Genomic DNA, 15,143 nt, shown 5'->3' with positions numbered 1-15,143 from the left:
CACACGGTTGTACGCGGCTGCCGCCTGTTCCCTTGACCAGCGAGCTTCCAGGAGAAGCGCGGCCAGCCGCTTGTTCCTCTCTCTCGCCATCCTGCGCCTCCGCCACTGAAAGTGATCTTTGACCACGTTGGCCGACCTGCCCGTGTTCGAAGTACAGGGCGGGCGCCGCTCCAACGTAATGCTCAACTGACTGCGGTTGTAGGAGAGATGGCGGAGAGCCGTCCCTACGGGTTCGAGGTGGGATCAGGTTGTGGAACGAATCATCACCGTGAGCCGGGGCGAGGCCGGCGACGGCTGACTGAGGCCGATGTCCTCGTAGCCCCACGACCGGTACAGAGCGTGGACCTTCCCGTCCCCGGCCGCTTCGTTGACCATGAGCGTCACGTACGGCTCGTTGCGGTCGGCGAGCAGGGTGTCGTGGGTGCGTCGCGCTATCCCGGTGCCTCGCCACCCAGGGGACACACCGATCTCCTTCAAGGCCAAGGCGGCGCGGTCGGTGTACTTCTCGGGGGGCGGCGGGGTGGTGCGCTGCCAGTACCGGTCCCCGTCTTCGATCGTGTTGCCGTAGGCGTAGCCCACCGGCTGCGCGCCCTCGTAGGCGAGTACCGCTTGGAAGCCCGGCTCGGCACCATGCCGGTCCAGCCGCTCGCCGAAGGACGAGACCGCATAATTCGCCAGGTGCAGCAGGGGCGCCCGTACTTCGGCGTACACGTTGAGCAGGTCGGCGCGTACAGCGTCGAGTTCGGTGAAGGAGCGAAGTTCGATGGCGGGTGCCGAGGTCATGCGTTGGGCCTCCAGGCGGCGGTGTGCTTGGACCAGGTGCTCGCGCTGGCGCTGCCCGGTGCCGTTGCACGGAGGGCAGCACCGAACTCCTGAAGCATGCGCGATACCCGGGGATGATGGGTAGCCGCCTCCGCCGTCACTGACATGGCGGTGCCAGTCGCGGTGTCGACGTCGCCCTGTGCGAGCTGGGCCTGCGCGAGGCGGCTGGTGGCGATAGCGCGCGAGCGCTGCATGTGCGGCCGGAGCACGGCCAGGCATCGGTGCGCGTGGTACTCGGCAGTGGACCAGTCACCAGCGGCGAGGTGGGCGGTCAGGGCGAGGGAGTGAAGTTCCGCCTCGTCGTAGAAGGCCACGAGCCACACCGGTCGGGAAGCGTCTCGATCAGCCCGGTCCATGGCGTCATGCGCCTGATCGAAAGTGCGCGGCAGGCTCCGCCCCTCGTGGGCGGCGCCTTGGATGGCCATCTGCCGGGCCATGCCGAGGGAGGCGAACATCGGGTCGCGGCGCGTGATGTGCAGGTTCCGTGCGACGTCGTTGGCGGCTCGCGCGTCGGCGGGACGCCCCATATGCCGGTAGAGACTGCCGGCGTGCGACCAGACACGGAACTTGATGGCCTGATCACCGGAAAGCTCGGCGAGCGCCTGGGCTTCCCGCATGTGGGCCACGGCTTCTTGGAACCGGCGACCGTCGATGGCCGCCCACATCGCCGATGAGCGGAAGCTGGCCGCCGTGGCGTACAGCCGTCCCCGTACCCGCTGGGTGGCGCTGCCGGAGTTCTGGAGATTCAGGGCTGAGTCGGCGAGGTCTGCGGCACGCTTCTCGATATCGAGCTGTCCACCGCGTTTGTGGTCGCTGGCGACCACGGCGGTGAACTTCTCTTCCAGGCGTCCGACGTCGCTCATGGCGATTTTGCGGGTTGAGGCGGCGGCTGGAGCAGCGGCAGCCACGGCCGCCGAGATGGTTCCGGCGACGAGGGTGCGGCGGTGCATGGGGTCCTCCTGCGGTGGGGCTGCCGTGGATGAGGAGCGGCCCCGTGGCACGAACCCTAAGTCGACGGCGGACATCCCCGAGATGTCCTCCAGGACCTTTCGCGTTGCTGTATTGGGCCATCGGACTCGCCCGGATCGCCACTCGCGGACATGGCGTCCGTCGCACGTCCCGGGTCGGCCGGTGAGGTCTTCAAGTGCCGAATTCACGGCCCTGGCCAGGCTGTTGGAGCTGTGTTGATGGTTTTCCATCCACGCTTCAAAAGCCTCGTTGCGCGTGGTGCCCATGACCGCACCGTAGACCGTTGCGGACTCAGCGCAAGGTAAAGAGATTACCAAACCCCCCTAGGGGACTCATCGCGGTTCTGCGTCAGATCCCCTAACCAGGCGCGGGCGAGGGGGAGTTATGTGTTTCACCCGGCACCGGATGGTGCACGTGGCCCCGTCACAGATCGGCGCGACGGTGCCCGCCGGGAACGAGCAGACGACCCCACAAACGATCTTTGACCACCTTGACCGTCTCCAAGCTCTTGACCCCATGCCGATCGCGGCGGTTAAGCGGTTCGCTCTTGTAGGCCAGCTTCACGACGGGCGGAGTACCCCACATGAACTCCTCTACCGGCAGCTCCAACGCCACGAGTGCCGCGTGCCCGGCCAGCGTCAACGAGCGGCATCGACGGGGCTCAAGTGCCCCCGCGCCACCGGCGCACCGCTTCTCGCACCATGCCCCGACCTGTCCATCTGGGAGGCTCCCGATGACCCCGGCCACAGCAGGCGCACCAGTTGCGTCGAAGCCGCTGCCGCGGACCCCGCGCGCTTTCGAGGTGGCCTGCGCCCCTGACAGGTCCTACGTCGGGCACCTGCGCCAGGTCACCGCGGGCTATCTCGGCCTGTGGGACGTGCACGGTTCGGTGGCCGACAACATCGTGCTCGCCGTGTCAGAGCTGGTCTCCAACTCGGTGCTGCACGGCAAGGGAGGCATCAGCCTGCGCATTCGGTACGCCGCGCCTGACCTCCGCGTCGATGTCACCGATGCCAACCCCACCCCGGCCGAACTGCGTAACGCCGGCGACGACGAGGACTCCGGCCGCGGCATGTTCCTCGTGGCCGTCTTCTCACGGGCCTGGGGCGTCAGCAAAGACGGCCGGACGACATGGTGCCGCTTCCGCGTCCCCACCGGGAGGCCGTGATGGTGGCCATGACGCCGGACAGGGCCGTCGAACTGATCGGCCCGTGCTCGACGGACGACGCGACGGTGGGCGTCCTCCTCGGTGGCCTGCGCCGCTCCCTTGCCCGCGAGGCGATCAACGACGAGCTGTACGACGACCTGGAAGCAGCCATCGGCGAGTTCGCGAACCCCGCGCCCGAAGAGATCGGTCCCCTCGCTGATCGGCTCCGGGCGGCCACCACCGGCCTCGTCGGAGTCGTGCCGCACCTCGTGCGGCCGTACCCCGTCGAGGAGATGCAACGCCTGATCGTGCTGAGCGCCGAGCACCCCCGCCCAGAGGACGCCTCCGGGCACGTCGTCCGCTTCGCCACGGCCATGCTCTCGCTTCTCGACCTGATGGGAGACGACGCCTTATGACGCTCGCCCCCGCTCTCGACGTCGGTATCCCTTCTCCCCGCGCCTTCGAAAGGACGAGCGCCCATGTGTCGGCACAACCCCCCGTGTCCCACCGCGGAAGCCCCCGACCGGGAAGCCGCACAGGTCATCGCGCACGGCGGCGTTCAGGGCTGGGCCTTGTTGTGCAACCAGGTGCTGATCTTCGATGACACCGGCGAGCTGCTGCCAAACGGCAAGATCATCGCTCCGCGCCGCCCCATATGCGCGCCAGGAGCACGCGCATGAACTCGGCCTGGAAGTGCCTCGCCTCTACATCACAGCGAAAGAGCGCAGCGTACTGGGGGCCCGATCTTCGGGGTCGATTCCTCAGGAATAAGAATCCAAACCCTTCTTGGAGTACCAATGTCCATTCCGGCCATTTATGATTCATTGCCTGCCCAGACGCGCTCGTGCTGGCGTGCGCTCTCGCACCTGCCGGGGCCGGTGCTTGACCTGGAAGAGGTGGCTGCGGCCTGCGGCCTGCCGATCCCCGACGCGCGACACCTTGTCGAAGCCCTGGTGGGGGCGGGCCTTCTGAAAGAGGGCCCATCTCACGTGACGCCCGCGCCCACGGTGCGGTTTGACGCAGAGATGCGTGACTTGGCGCGGGCCGCGGCCAGCCGTGATGATCTGCCCGTCGACCGTGAGGTGGCGCTCCGCCGCTGGGTGGAGGGCATCGTCGCGATCACCACCGCTGCGGAGCGGGTGCTGTCGCCGTGGCACCTGCGCCTCTCCCGGGATCTGCGGCACATGCCGCCCGACCCGCCGCCGTTCGGCGCCGATCCGACGGGGGCGGTGGAGTGGCTTGCGCGCCATGAGGCCACGGTGATGGCCGCCCTCACGGTGGCTGAGGCGCAGGGCTGGCACTCTCTGGCGTGGCAGGTGGTGCACGCGGCCTGGCCTCACTGGCACCGCGCGAAGCCGGTGCCCGTCGCGATCGACGCGCACGAGCGCGGTCTGGCCGCCGCGCGGGCGGCCGGGGACCGGTGTGCGGTTCGGGAGATGCTGACGTCGCTGGCGGGGATGCTCCGAGCTGGCCGAGCGTATGACCAGGCGTGGGAGTGCGCCTTGGAGGCGAGGGACAGCGCCCACGTCGACGGCGATGTCCGTGCGGAGGCGCAGGCCACTCATCAGGCGGGCAGCGTCGCGTTGGAGAGCGCCACCCGGGTTGCTGGGCTGGACCCGGCCGCGCGAGTGCGCGTGGCGCGCGAGTACTTCGTCAAGGCCCTGTCTCTGCGCGAGCGCCTGCACCAGGAAGCCTCCTCTGAGGAGGAGGGGTTCCTCTACCAGCGGCAGTGCAGCCTCACGCGGATCCAGCTGGGGCAAGTCGAGCTGCATCTCGGCAGTCCGGATACCGCGATCAAGGTGCTGAGTCGCGCCCATGCTGACCTCACCAGCCTGGGTGACTCGCTGGATGCCGCGAGGGCGCTCACCTGGCTGGCTTGGGCCCATGCGGTCCGGGCCTCTGACCCCACCCCCGCTCTTCATCTGCTGGAGCGGGCGAAGGCAGCTTTCCACGCCGCGAGCGCCCGGTCCTGGATCGTGCGCGTGGAAGAAGTCCGCGGCGATATCCACCACCGCCATGAGCAATGGGACTTGGCCGCCGAGGCGTACTCCGAAGCCCAGCGTCTTCTTGACCTTTTCCCCGACTCCTTCAGCACGGAGGACGCACAGCGCATCGGCGGCCTTCTGAAGTCTCTCCCCGAGAACTGACATGACTCAGCCTGTTTCTGCTTCCGTTGCTCAAAGAATCCACGTACTGATCCACTCTGGGCATTACCTGCCCGGCCAGCTACTTCTTCTACGGAGCCTGGAATCGGACCTTGGAGTTTCCCGGTCGACGGTGCGTGAAGCCCTTATCCAGCTCTCGTGCGCCGGCGTCGTATCGAAAACCCCTGGAGAGTCAGCTCGGGTGCCGGAGACGCCTATACCGGAGCCCGGCGACGTGCCACCACCCCGGCCCCGAACCGCTTCCCCTCCCCCGTCGTCACCGCCACGGCCCCGCAGTACCCGGCTCATCAGCCAGGTCGAGCAGGAGCAGGTGCTGGCCAGGCTGGGACCGCGCCGCGGGCTGGCGATCGATCTGGGGTGCGGCGTCGGTAGCTGGACTCGCATCCTGGCCAATTGGCAGTTTGAGACCGTCGGTCTGGACTGGGCCCCACAGGCGATCGCCTCCGCGCGCCGCGCCTCACCCCACCTCAGCTACGCCCTGCATGACTTCACCAGGCCCGACATAGACGCCATCCCGGGCACGGCGAAGGCGGACCTGATCACCGCCCGCCTCACGCTGCATGTCCTTCCGCGGCCTCACAGCATCATGGCCTGGGCTCGCACCAGATGGCTCCGGCCAGGCGGCCGATTCCACCTGATGGTGCCCATCACGGCCGACCGCACGGACCGCACCGGTTTCACAGAACGAGAGCTGATGGTGCTGTGCGACGGGTGGAAAGTACTCGACCGCTGGTATCTCGCCGGGCATCGAGACACAAAAACCGCGTGCCTACTCCTGGCTCCCGAAAAACTCATGTAAGCCCTCAACGATATGGAGAGGTTATGACCTCCGCGTTCACGTCCTTTCGCGTTGTCTCCTTACTGGCGCTCACCACCGTCGCCGCGTCACACCTCGTCCTCGCCGAGCGCCGACACCGACGCAATCTCACGCTCGACGTCGCACGGATGCACGCGGACCTGATGTCCGATCTGGCCGCTGACCCCACCCTCACCCCGCTGTGGGACTCCGCCCAGGACAGCGAGACGGCCACCCAGACCCAGATGGCCAACCGGCTGATCTCCTTCCTAGCCCTGAAATACGACCTCGGGCTGCTGGACAAGAACGCGGTCCGCGCCACCGCCCAATCTCTGATGGAGCAACCAGTCACCCGGGCGTACTGGACCCGGTGGCGAAGTCTGCGCATCCGCGAGGCCACCACCTGCAGTGCTCAGCAGGTCGTGGACCTGCTGGACGAGGCGTACATCGCCGCTCAGCAGTAGCCACCCGTGTTCTCGACCCGCGCCTTCCTACGAGACGAGCACCCCATGACCCCAACCACGCAGACCCGCCCGCTGGCCACCCACCACTGCGACACCCTTCGTGACGCGCTACGTCACGCCCTGGTCGACCGCGCCCTGGCCGAGCACATGTCCCCGACTCCCCAGCGCGTTTTGGATGTTGGTGGTGGCACCGGTGTCCAGGGCCGAATGTTGGCCGAGCGCGGCCATCACGTCCTGATCCTGGATCCGGACGAGGAGATGCTGGCGCGGGCCCAGTCCGCCTGGCCGCCGCACTCGGAGGGGGTGCCCGGCAGCATCGCCTACCGCGCCGGACCCGGTGAGCGCGCCGCCGACCTCGTGGGGACCGGCTGGGATGCGGTGCTGTGCCACGGCGTGCTGATGAACCAGATCCCTCCCCCGCTGCTGCGCACGGTGGCCCGATGTGTGCGCCCGGGCGGTCTGGTCTCTGTCGTGGGCAAGGAGGAGACCGCGTCAGCCATGCGCCATGGCCTGCATCGCGACTGGCCCGGCTTCCTCCACGCTCTCACCGGCCCGGAGAAGGGCAGCGATCTCCTCGGTACCACGAGCCGCGTCGGGGTTGTGCGGCAGCTCGTCGAGCACGGCGTGTACCAGCGCGCCTGGTACGGCGCGTGCGTCCTCACAGACCACCTTGCCGACGACGCGATCACAGGCGAATTCGAACAGATCCTTGAAGCCGAATGGCAAGCGGGCATCAGCGACCCCTACCGCCGGATCGCCCGGCTCTTCCACATCGTCGCCCGCGCCCAGTTGGGGACTCGATGATGACCCCGACCGCCGCCCGCGACGCCTGCCTCGGTTCGCCCGCAGCGGGCGTTGCCACCGCCCCTTCGGGGCGGGCGCCCCGTGTGAACGCCCGCCCAGCAGCCTGAATACCGGCGCTGTGTCCGGCCGACGCCGCTGAGTACCTGTCAGCTTCCGCTCGTACGCGGAGGCTTCCGGCCGGGCGCTGTGTGCTCTTCACTTTCGACCCCGCCTGGCGGACTACGACCCGCGGGCGGAGAGAGCCAGGTGACTCGATATGACGACCGCACAGGTAGTGGAACTGGAGGACCGTCTTGACGGTCAGTTGGTGGAGCGAATGCGGCACGAGGCCCTTACCACCCCGGCGCCCTGGACGGCCGAGTACGGCGAGTTCCAGTCAGGCGGCTGGTGGACCACGTCGCTGATGAACGCCTCCGGTGAGGCGGAAGAGGTGAGGATCGCCGACGGCGCTGCCCGGCCCACCGCCGTGCTGGAGCACATGCCCGCCACGGCCTCGCTATTGGAGGGCCTCGGCCTGTCCTACATGTGGGTGCGGCTGGCGCGGCTGGAGGCGAACGCGTTCTTGTGGGAGCACCGCGATTACGACGAACTCGACCAAGTCGAACGTCACCGGCTGCACATCCCGCTGCACACCAACTCCAGCGCGTTCCTGGTCACGGGAGGGCGCAAGGTCCACATGGCCGCGGGGCGGATCTGGCGGCTGACGCCGACCTTCGCGCACGGGGTGTGTAACTTGCTCGGTCCGGACCGGATCCACCTGATCGCGGACGTGTACGCCGACGATGCCTACCGGCGCCTCGCCGGGCAGGCAAAGGAGCCGTCCGGGGCCCTGGCGCTGCCGCAGGCGAGCGAGCCGGAGTTGACCGAGCGCCTTGCCGCCGCCCGGCGTCTGGCCGACCTCGGCTTCACCGACGCCGCCGAATCCCTGCTGCTGCGGCTGTTCTACGCCTTCGCGCTGCCCGAGGGCACCACCTACGACCTGATCGCCGAGCTGCACTCCGCGCTCGGCGACACGGAGACCTCCAGGCGTTGGAGGTCCGCGAAGTCCACTCTCCTCGCGCTCGCCTCCTGATGCAGCGTCATATCCCTCGCGTCCGTTCCGGGAAGGAATGCGCATGTCCACCGCAACCCTCACCCAGGCCCCGTCCATCGGGCCTCGTCTCACAGAGCTGGCGGAGGCCAACCGGCCGCCCCAGCTGCCGCTGCTGACCCGTATCGCCGAGCTGCTGTCGGCTTCCGATGCGGTCACGCATCTGCTGGTGCGCGGTTCGCTCGCCTCGGGCACCGCCGACCGGCTCTCGGATGTCGACTTCGTCGTCGGTGTCCACGACCGGGACCTGCCCGCCTTCACCACTGCCCTGGACGACCTGATGACGGTCGCGGGCGGGGCCCTGCTGCCCGGCTGGCGCGACACGATCGTCACCAACATGGGCGGGGTCGGGTTCGTCTTCCTCCTCCAGCACGAAGGCAAGCTTCACCAAGTCGACCTGTACCTGGCGCCCGCCTCCCGGATAAGCACCGTCCAGGAACAGATCGCCGCCAAGGTGCTGCTCGACCGGGCCCCGGACGATGTCACCGCCTCGCAGATCGCGCGGGCACGGGGTCATCTGGACGAGTTATTGGTGCGGCCAAGGACGTGCGCCGAACTGCTCATCGAGCACCTGGTGCTGGCGGTGCTGCTGCACAAGCGCATTCAGCGTGGGCAGCGGTTCGTCGCCTACGCGGAGTGGCACCGGATGCACACCGCGACGAAAGACCTGATCAAGGCCGCTCTCGCCCCGACCTCCCGGTGCTGGGGCTGGTACCGGTTGTGGGAGGAGGTCGGCCTCACCCCGATCGGCCGGGCCTGCCTGGCCGATCTGGAGGCCGCGATCACTTCCCCGGCTATCCCCGACGCGGCCGACGTGGAGGCCGCCTTGGAGCGGGTGCTGGAGCTGACCCGCCGAGCATGTCCGCAGGCCCTTGACGACCTGGCCGACGCGATTGCCGCTTACCGCACCTATCTGGAGTTCACATGACAGGCCGGAGGACGGCGGTGTTCTTCGGCGGGGTCGTACCAGCCTCGCCCGCAGATGAACGGCTCGCCGAAGAGGTCGGCATGGCCCTGGCCGGAGCCGGGTTCACGATGCTGCACGGCGGCTACAACGGCCTGATGGAAGCGGCCGCACGCGGCGCCGCCGCCAAGGGCGGCACGGTCGTGGCGGTCACTCTGGCCGACAAGCACGCCGAGTGGGGCGACTTCAACCCGCACGTGTCGGACGAGGTCCATCTGCCCGACGTGGGCACCCGCCTCAACCACTACCTGGACGCGGCGGACGTGGTGGTCGCCATGGGTGGCGGGATCGGCACCCTGCACGAGCTGACCGCCGCCTGCTACTACGCGGGCACTATCCGCCCGGTCCCGGTCTGGATCACCGGCCCGACCGCGCTGCGGTTGCTGGCCTACCTGCGGCGCAACGGGTGGCTGACCGAAACACCCACCCGGCCGCTGGGCTTCCTTCGCACGGCCGCCACGGCCGCCGCCTTCGCCGTCCAGCTCCACAAGCTGGCTGAGGGAAGCGCGGCGGAGAACCGGGCGGGGAAGGCGGCCGGGTCATGACCGCCGACCAGACGCCCGGCCTCGCGGCCCGGCTCGCTGAGACCGCCTGCGTGCGCGGGGCTTTCACCCTGCCCGACGGCACAGTGCTGGACGCGTACTTCGATGAGTACCGCCTCGCGGCCGACCCCGGTCTGCTGCACGACGTGGCCGTCGCGATGGCCTCCCTCATCCCCACCGAGACCGAGGTGCTGGCCGGGCTCGCGCTCGGCGGCGTCCCGCTGGCCGTTGCCCTCTCGGCCGCCACCGGCCTGCCTGCCGCGTTCCTGCGGCGCAGGGCCAAGTGCTATGGCTCGAAGAGGCAGGTCGAAGGCATCGCCCTCGAAGGCAAACGAGTGGTTTTGGTTGACGACGTGGTCCGCAGTGGTGATCAACTGCTGGCCGCAACAAGGGTTCTGCGTATCGCTGGCGCGAAGGTGACCGACGCGCTGTGCGTCCTGGAACGCCCGTCGAGGGGACGCCAGCGGCTGGCGGAGCACCGCATCACGCTGAACCCGCTGCTGGCCGAAGCCGACCTGCCCGTCCCCGCCACGGAGGCGGTCTCGTGACTGGAGCCGTGCTGTTTGATCTGGACGGGGTGCTGCTGGACAGCCGGAAGGCGATGCTGGCTACCCTCGCCGGTGTCGCCACCGCCGCCCTCGGCAGGCGGATCATGCCCGCCGACCTGCCGCCCGAGGCGCTGACCGCCCCCAGGGTCGAAGTGCTGACCGGGCTGGGAGTCGTAGACGCCGATGCGGTGTGCGAGCGGTGGTGGAGCCCGTCCCTGGCCGCAGCTGGCGCCGGAGTCCGGCTCTTCCCCGGAGCCTTGGAGGGGTTGAGAGCGATCAAGGACGCGGGGATGGCGACGGGCCTGGTGACGCTCCAGACGCGTGACCGGCTGCCGTGGCTCCTGCCCGAGGCTGCCTTCGTCCTGCTGGACGTCACCGTCTGCCGAGAGGATGCCGAGCCCAAACCGTCCCCGAACGGGCTCCGGCTCGCTCTGGACCGGATCGGCACCGACCCGCAGGAGGCCGTCTTCCTCGGCGACACCGTCGGCGACATCCGCGCAGCCCAGGCCGCCGACGTCACCCCGCTGGGGTCCGGCTGGGGCTATGCCACCCCCGCCGCCCTTACCGCAGCCGGGGCCGTGGCCGTCCTCGACCGGCCGACCCTCATCGGGCCGGACCTGGCCGACTACGCCCCACACTCCATGGCCGCACACAGCGCGATGCCTCACGCACGCTAAGCGATCTTGAGGCGCTTCCCGGTAGAGTCGGTGCTGCGGCGGGCCCGCACCGCGCAGGCGGTGGGCTGCCGCGGTACCGATGTGAGCAACGGATCTGGAGTCATGGTCTACACCGTGGGGGCGCGAGCTATCTGCGTCGAGCTGGAGAACTGAGAACCCTCAGTCCCTGTTCTCGGCCCGGCTCGGCGTGTGAACTCCCACTACCTCCCGTGACTCACCCGTGAGGGCTTTCCTCCCATGCATTCCACGCAGATCCGACAGACGTTCACCGACTTCTTCACCTCGCGCGGCCACCACTCGGTGCCCTCCAGCCCGCTGGTCCCCGACGACCCGACGCTGCTACTGGCGAACGCGGGAATGAACCAGTTCAAACCGTACTTCCTCGGCGAGACCACCCCGCCCTACCCCCGCGCCACCAGCATCCAGAAGTGCGCGCGCACCTCGGACATCGAGAACGTGGGCCGCACCAACCGGCACGCGACGTTCTTCGAGATGATGGGCAACTTCTCCTTCGGCGACTACTTCAAACAAGACGCCATCGCCTTCGCCTGGGAGCTGCTCACCCACGGCTACGGGCTGGAGAAGAACAAGCTGTGGATCACCGTCTACGAAGACGACGACGAAGCCGAACACCTGTGGCGCCGCATCGGCGTTCCCGCGAGTCGCATCCAGCGGCTCGGTATGGAGGACAACTACTGGTCCATGGGCGTCCCCGGACCGTGCGGCCCATGCTCGGAGGTCAACTACGACCGCGGACCGGACTTCGGCAAGGAGGGCGGCCCGGCCGTCGACGGCGAGCGGTACGTGGAGATCTGGAACCTGGTCTTCATGCAGAACCTGCGCGGCGAGGGCCCGGCCAAGAAGGACTACCCGGTCCTGGGCGAACTCGCGGACAAGAGCATCGACACCGGCCTCGGCCTGGACCGGCTCGCGGCGATCCTCCAGGACGCCGAGAACATGTGCACCACCGACCTGCTCCTGCCCACCCTGGAGACCGTCCAGGAACTGACCGGCCGCGAGATGCCCGACCAAGGCGAGGAGAAAGTCTCCTTCCAGGTCGTGGCCGAGCACACTCGCACCATCGCCTACCTCATCGCGGACGGCGTCCTGCCCGCCAAGGACGGCCGCGGCTACATCCTGCGCCGCCTGATGCGCCGCGCGATCCGCCACGCCCGCCAACTCGGCATCACCGGCCCCGTCCTGCCGCAAACCACGGCCTCGGTCATCAGCAACCTGGGCCCCGTATGGCCCGTACTGAGCGCCCAGGCAGAGCTGATCGGGCAGATCACCACGGCCGAAGAAGAGTCCTTCACCCGCACCCTCGCCCAGGGCACCCGGCTGCTGGACGCCGCGATCAGCCGCACCCAGTCCACCGGTTCGGCCGCTCTGCCCGGCGAGACCGCGTTCGAGCTGGCCGACACCTACGGCTTCCCCCTGGAACTGACCGTCGAGGCCGCCCACGAGGCGAGCCTGACCGTGGACGAGGACCGGTTCGCCGCCCTGCTGGACCAGCAGCGCAAACGCGCCCAGACCGGCCGCCGGGCCAAGACCGCGCAGGCGCTGCGGCAGATGGACGCCTACCGCGAGTTGTCCGGCCACCTGCCGCCCGCCGAGTTCCTCGGCTACGAACACCTCCAGGTCGAAGCCACCGTCACGGGACTCATCGCCCACGGCACCGTCACCTCGACCGCGAGCGAGGGCGAGGGCGAGGAGATCGAACTCGTCCTGGATCGCTCGCCCTTCTACGCCGAGGCCGGAGGACAGGCCGGGGACACCGGCACCTTCACCACCACTGACGGCGCGACCATCCGCATCACCGACACCCGCTACGGCCTCGGCCACGCCCCCAACGGCTTCCGCGTCCACACCGCCCGCGTCCTGGAAGGGGAGTTGCGCACCGGCACCAGCGGCCTCGCCGCCGTGGATGCCGAACGCCGATCTGGACTCATGCGGGCGCACTCGGCCACCCACATCCTCCACGCGGTCGTCATGGCCACCCTCGGTGAACACGCCCGCCAGCAAGGCTCCCTGGTCGAAGACGACCGGCTCCGCTTCGACTTCGCCCACTTCACCGCCCTCACCCCCGACCAGCTCACTACCATCGAGGCCGCCGTCAACCGGCACGTCCTCCACGACCCGGCGGTGAGCGCCTGGTACGCGTCCCGGGCGGAGGCCGAAGCCGCCGGAGCCATCGCGCTGTTCGGCGAGAAGTACAGCGAGACCGTCCGTGTCGTTGACATCGGTGACTTCTCCCGCGAGCTGTGCGGCGGCACCCACGTCGCCCACGGCTCCCAGGTGGGCACCTTCCGCCTGCTGTCCGAGTCCTCCATCGGCTCGAACATGCGCCGCATCGAAGCCCTCACCGGCCACAGCACCCTCACCCACACCACCACCGAGCGCCGACTGCTGAACGAACTCGCCACCCTCCTCGGCACGCCCCCCGACAGCGCCCCCGAAGCCCTGCATGCCCGCCTGACCGCCCTCGCCCAGGCCGAGGGCGAGCTGGCCCGGCAGCGAGCCCAGAAAGTCATCCTCAAAGCCACCGCCATCGCGGGCGGAGCCCGCCAGGTCCCCGGCGGGTGGATCATCGCGGAACAGGTCACCGACGTCAGCCCAACCGACCTACGCACGATGGCCACCGAAGCGGTCCGCAAAGTCCACCTCGGCCCGGTCATCGCCATCCTCGGCACCGAACATGACGGCAAAGCCCAACTCGCCGCCGCCATCTCACCCAGCCTCGTGGACGATGGCCACGCTGCCGCACCCATCCTCACCCGCGCGGCCCGAGCCGTCGGTGGTGGAGGCGGCGGCACTGGCGCCCTCGCCAGCGCCGGCGGACGCCGCCCCGCCCACCTCACTGAAGCCCTCAACCTCGCCGCCCAGGACGCCACCACCCTCCTAGCCAACTCGTAACACGAAGACCCACGGCCGGGCCCACCCAGGCCCGAGTGCAGCTCGGTTATGGAGCATGGGGCCCGCGCTGAGGTCGTCGCACACGGGCCCCTCTCTCACCGCTGCTGAGGTTTACGTGGTGGCGTGGGACTTCGGCGCGTGAGCTGAGAATCGGATCGCAATCCCATGGGGTTTCGCCTGCCGGGAGTGACAGCGCTCTGACGGTTCACCGTAATGGTTCGAGGCACGAGGGCGAGTCACGCCCCACTGTCAGTTAAGATGGCGGAACGGTACGGTATGCACCCTACGCGTAACTATCCAACTTTCACCCTTTACCTCAGCCCGGAAACTGTTCACTGTCGACTCTGATCAATTTGCGCTGCTGAAATCCGGGCGTTTCCGTTCGCCTTCCACAGACGTGCCGTCTTATCCCTGCTCCCGGTGGCGAGGGTCCTACCATCCGGACTGAACACCACAGACGAGACCTCGTCTTTATGGCCGGTGAGAGTAGCTTTACGATCACGGCTTGCGAGTTCATGAACTGCTTCATGGATACCGGATTGGTATCGCGAGACTCTAATGCGAGAATTCAACGGTCTCTCCGTCGACCAGCTCCGCACACGCGACTGGCACACCAATACCGATTCACCACAATCTGGCGTCTGTCCGAACCTCACATCTTGGCGTTAATCGAGAACCACACACACTTCCCACCCTCTTTAGACCTGATCCCCCATGATCCATTAGTGAGGGTGTGCACAATCCGCAAACCCCTTCCCCTCTCCTCAAGTAGCGACACATCCGTATCATCGAGTGACACCCCACTACCCGGAACCAGCAAGGCGGCCCGTGGAATCACCGGATCACCATCATGCACCTCGCAAACCCAAGTCTCTTCGACACGACGCAGGCTGAGTTTGTAGGGGCCACAAGCATGCTCGGCGGCGTTTGCCACGATCTCCGAGACTGTTAGCGCCGAGTCCGCGCACACGTCTTCATCAAATCCCAGTCCCTGGAGAGCACCGCTCAGAACCTCGCGCACGGCCCCCACAACGCGCGTGGTGCAGTCCATCCAGCAGTAGGTCAGAACACTATCTCCGACGTGGCACGCCCCCGTCATCGTGCCATCCAACGCGCGGCGTGACGCCCACCACCACGACGGTGACGCCCGGATCCCGGGGAAAGGAACGTGCGAATCGGCACGTACGAAAACGACAAGCCCAGGGCCAGGAAGAACGCGAAGGCACTGGAGTACATTTGACA

Annotated in this window: 18 protein-coding genes and 2 pseudogenes; 15 read left to right on the top strand and 5 right to left on the bottom strand. The window is 68.2% G+C overall.

Annotated features, from left to right (window positions below):
• Nucleotides 1-243 precede the first annotated feature (243 nt).
• From E0L36_RS02230 to E0L36_RS02220, 3 genes are all read right to left on the bottom strand, one after another.
• Complete coding sequence (locus E0L36_RS02230; protein ID WP_180927162.1) at nucleotides 244-783, bottom strand: GNAT family N-acetyltransferase; 540 nt, start codon at nucleotides 781-783, stop codon at nucleotides 244-246.
• The gene (locus E0L36_RS02225; RefSeq protein WP_180927161.1) at nucleotides 780-2,057 is read right to left on the bottom strand and encodes an XRE family transcriptional regulator; all 1,278 of its coding nucleotides are present in this window, start codon (nucleotides 2,055-2,057) and stop codon (nucleotides 780-782) included. The genes E0L36_RS02230 and E0L36_RS02225 overlap by 4 nt, the downstream gene beginning before the upstream one ends.
• 157 nt (nucleotides 2,058-2,214) lie before the next feature.
• Nucleotides 2,215-2,355 carry a hypothetical protein gene (locus E0L36_RS02220; RefSeq protein ID WP_219636077.1) on the bottom strand — a complete coding sequence of 47 codons (141 nt, stop codon included), beginning with the start codon at nucleotides 2,353-2,355 and terminating at the stop codon, nucleotides 2,215-2,217.
• A 238-nt stretch (nucleotides 2,356-2,593) separates the two neighbouring features.
• Here E0L36_RS02220 and E0L36_RS02215 point away from each other — a divergent pair, with 238 nt between their 5' ends.
• The 15 genes and pseudogenes from E0L36_RS02215 (at nucleotide 2,594) to alaS (ending at nucleotide 13,901) form a co-directional block, all read left to right on the top strand.
• On the top strand, nucleotides 2,594-2,959 hold the full coding sequence (locus tag E0L36_RS02215) for an ATP-binding protein (RefSeq protein ID WP_180931940.1): 366 nt from the start codon (nucleotides 2,594-2,596) through the stop codon (nucleotides 2,957-2,959).
• On the top strand, nucleotides 2,959-3,354 hold the full coding sequence (locus tag E0L36_RS02210; protein WP_258015867.1) for a DUF6415 family natural product biosynthesis protein: 396 nt from the start codon (nucleotides 2,959-2,961) through the stop codon (nucleotides 3,352-3,354). Before E0L36_RS02215 ends, E0L36_RS02210 begins: the two co-directional genes overlap by 1 nt.
• A 63-nt stretch (nucleotides 3,355-3,417) precedes the next feature.
• Complete coding sequence (locus E0L36_RS02205) at nucleotides 3,418-3,618, top strand: DUF5999 family protein (RefSeq protein WP_180927158.1); 201 nt, start codon at nucleotides 3,418-3,420, stop codon at nucleotides 3,616-3,618.
• Between the two features lie 117 nt (nucleotides 3,619-3,735).
• A complete protein-coding gene (locus E0L36_RS02200) occupies nucleotides 3,736-5,085 on the top strand; it encodes a hypothetical protein (protein ID WP_180927157.1) in 1,350 nt (449 codons plus the stop codon).
• A 1-nt stretch (nucleotide 5,086) separates the two neighbouring features.
• Nucleotides 5,087-5,275 (top strand): annotated as a pseudogene (locus tag E0L36_RS28435) (GntR family transcriptional regulator); the annotation flags it as partial.
• Between the two features lie 138 nt (nucleotides 5,276-5,413).
• The gene (locus tag E0L36_RS27335; protein ID WP_308416599.1) at nucleotides 5,414-5,902 is read left to right on the top strand and encodes a class I SAM-dependent methyltransferase; all 489 of its coding nucleotides are present in this window, start codon (nucleotides 5,414-5,416) and stop codon (nucleotides 5,900-5,902) included.
• A gap of 23 nt (nucleotides 5,903-5,925) precedes the next feature.
• Complete coding sequence (locus tag E0L36_RS02190; RefSeq protein ID WP_219636076.1) at nucleotides 5,926-6,363, top strand: DUF6082 family protein; 438 nt, start codon at nucleotides 5,926-5,928, stop codon at nucleotides 6,361-6,363.
• A 45-nt stretch (nucleotides 6,364-6,408) separates the two neighbouring features.
• Nucleotides 6,409-7,167 carry a bifunctional 2-polyprenyl-6-hydroxyphenol methylase/3-demethylubiquinol 3-O-methyltransferase UbiG gene (locus E0L36_RS02185; RefSeq protein ID WP_180927154.1) on the top strand — a complete coding sequence of 253 codons (759 nt, stop codon included), beginning with the start codon at nucleotides 6,409-6,411 and terminating at the stop codon, nucleotides 7,165-7,167.
• Between the two features lie 256 nt (nucleotides 7,168-7,423).
• Nucleotides 7,424-8,239 carry an aspartyl/asparaginyl beta-hydroxylase domain-containing protein gene (locus E0L36_RS02180; protein ID WP_180927153.1) on the top strand — a complete coding sequence of 272 codons (816 nt, stop codon included), beginning with the start codon at nucleotides 7,424-7,426 and terminating at the stop codon, nucleotides 8,237-8,239.
• Between the two features lie 43 nt (nucleotides 8,240-8,282).
• Nucleotides 8,283-9,185, top strand: a complete 903-nt coding sequence (locus E0L36_RS02175; RefSeq protein WP_180927152.1) for a hypothetical protein — start codon at nucleotides 8,283-8,285, stop codon at nucleotides 9,183-9,185.
• Nucleotides 9,182-9,580: pseudogene (locus E0L36_RS02170) on the top strand (LOG family protein); the annotation flags it as partial. The gene E0L36_RS02175 and the pseudogene E0L36_RS02170, both read left to right, overlap by 4 nt.
• A 182-nt stretch (nucleotides 9,581-9,762) precedes the next feature.
• On the top strand, nucleotides 9,763-10,311 hold the full coding sequence (locus E0L36_RS02165) for an orotate phosphoribosyltransferase (RefSeq protein WP_180927150.1): 549 nt from the start codon (nucleotides 9,763-9,765) through the stop codon (nucleotides 10,309-10,311).
• Nucleotides 10,308-10,988 carry an HAD family hydrolase gene (locus E0L36_RS02160; protein WP_308416598.1) on the top strand — a complete coding sequence of 227 codons (681 nt, stop codon included), beginning with the start codon at nucleotides 10,308-10,310 and terminating at the stop codon, nucleotides 10,986-10,988. Before E0L36_RS02165 ends, E0L36_RS02160 begins: the two co-directional genes overlap by 4 nt.
• A gap of 6 nt (nucleotides 10,989-10,994) precedes the next feature.
• Complete coding sequence (locus E0L36_RS02155) at nucleotides 10,995-11,141, top strand: hypothetical protein (protein ID WP_180927149.1); 147 nt, start codon at nucleotides 10,995-10,997, stop codon at nucleotides 11,139-11,141.
• Between the two features lie 84 nt (nucleotides 11,142-11,225).
• Nucleotides 11,226-13,901: an alanine--tRNA ligase gene (alaS, locus tag E0L36_RS02150; RefSeq protein ID WP_180927148.1), complete on the top strand. Its 2,676-nt coding sequence runs from the start codon at nucleotides 11,226-11,228 to the stop codon at nucleotides 13,899-13,901.
• Between the two features lie 332 nt (nucleotides 13,902-14,233).
• Here alaS and E0L36_RS02145 read toward each other — a convergent pair whose 3' ends face one another.
• Nucleotides 14,234-14,500 (bottom strand): WD40 repeat domain-containing protein, encoded by a 267-nt coding sequence (locus tag E0L36_RS02145; RefSeq protein WP_308416694.1) that lies wholly within the window; start codon nucleotides 14,498-14,500, stop codon nucleotides 14,234-14,236.
• A gap of 53 nt (nucleotides 14,501-14,553) precedes the next feature.
• Nucleotides 14,554-14,952, bottom strand: a complete 399-nt coding sequence (locus E0L36_RS02140) for an ATP-binding protein (protein ID WP_180927146.1) — start codon at nucleotides 14,950-14,952, stop codon at nucleotides 14,554-14,556.
• Nucleotides 14,953-15,143: the final 191 nt, after the last annotated feature.

Origin of the sequence: Streptomyces sp. AJS327, from assembly GCF_013450295.1 — a bacterium.
Lineage (GTDB): Bacteria > Actinomycetota > Actinomycetes > Streptomycetales > Streptomycetaceae > Streptomyces.
This window is presented reverse-complemented; position numbering and strand designations above follow the sequence as displayed.